Origin of the sequence: Clostridium sp., assembly GCF_051650885.1 — a bacterium.
In the GTDB taxonomy this organism is placed as follows: Bacteria; Bacillota; Clostridia; order Clostridiales; family Clostridiaceae; genus Clostridium.
The window spans coordinates 1-1400 of the sequence record NZ_JBOFRG010000004.1 but is presented as its reverse complement, the minus strand read 5'-3'; the positions used below and the strand labels follow the sequence as shown (position 1 = coordinate 1400).

Below are 1400 nucleotides of genomic sequence, written 5' to 3'. Positions count from 1 at the left end.
TGTGTCTTCTCATATAATAAAAACCAAACATTCGATCACATTTGTGAAGCTATATGATCTACAATCTTTCTATTAGATCTTCAGATAGTACATTGTCTTTTCTGTCTACAAAAGATATTTCTATCTTGTAGAAAGCAGTAATTTGCTTTAGATCTAGCCTGGTTGTTCCCCTTTACCAATCATGTAGAAGGCCCCTTATTAAAACTTGTTCATTCTCTCTTGCTCTGTCAGCTCCCGTGATTTTTTCTAAATTAAATCTCTCTGTAGAAAAAGTATTTGTGGATTCGACTAGTGTTTTTTGTGTCACAAAACCCTCCAAGTTGTATTTGGTTTAAAGTACTTTAGTATTTATGAGAGGTGTGATTTATTTTCCTCTTTTTCTTTAAGTATTGCTGCATGTCTAGTTGAACTATGTCTAGCTACATTTGGAGAGTTAAACATGTTATTAACATAATTTAAAACCTGTTCTGAATACATGTAAGTCCTCTTTTCATTTCATTTCTTTGAAGTTAAGTCTATCTTTACAAACTGGCTGTAAATGGATATGATGCTTTATAATCATCTGACAATTTTCAAAATCAATACCTTTGTAATCTGTAATTTAAGCTTTAGAAGGCCAAAATAGTAGTTGATGGCTGGAATTGTATGTTTGGTGATGACTCACACATATTCACACCATTTAACTTTGTCATGCAGTGTCGCTAAACATGACTCATTATTTAAGCCTTTACATGCTTAAAGAATTCTTTATTGAATGCGAGTGTGGAGTTACAAATGTTTCCCAAGTATTTGTATCCCTTTGACCCTCCTAGTACAACGACATCTTCTTGACATTCGTAGCAATTAGCAGAAGATTTTTTTGATTCTCCTTAAGTCCTACTGCATTAAAGAATTTTTTAGTTTAATCATATATCACTTTAAAATGACTTCTATTATCTGGTAACAATTAAAGATCATCAATAAATAGAAGATAACTTGTTACAAACGATTGAGTATCATTTTGTATTCTTAATTTTAGATACATTGAGTTAAGTTTCCTAAATAAAGGTTTCATACAGAGAACAAACAATAGGGATAAAAGGGAAAATCACTAAAGAAAGTCTCTTGATTTTTTTGATCGCGTCAGAAATATTTGAATATTAGTTATTTTTATTTCTTTAGGCTTCATATTTGAAAGCTTTTTGATCTACAGTCTTTCTATGAGATCTGCAGTAAAACTTTGTTCCTTCTATCCTTAAAAGATATTTCTATCTTGTAGAAAGCAGTAATTTGCTTCAAATCTAGCCTGGTTGTTTCACTTTACCAATCATGTAGAAGACCTCTTATTCAATCTAGTTCATTCTTCCTTGCTCTGTACAGCTTTCCGTGTTTTGTTCTTAATTAAATCTCGCCGTAGAAAT

General features: G+C 31.3%; 1 protein-coding gene. It reads right to left on the bottom strand.

Annotated features, from left to right (window positions below):
- Nucleotides 1-348: 348 nt before the first annotated feature.
- Nucleotides 349-477: a hypothetical protein gene (locus tag ACRC28_RS00040; protein WP_438541414.1), complete on the bottom strand. Its 129-nt coding sequence runs from the start codon at nucleotides 475-477 to the stop codon at nucleotides 349-351.
- Between the last annotated feature and the right edge of the window lie 923 nt (nucleotides 478-1400).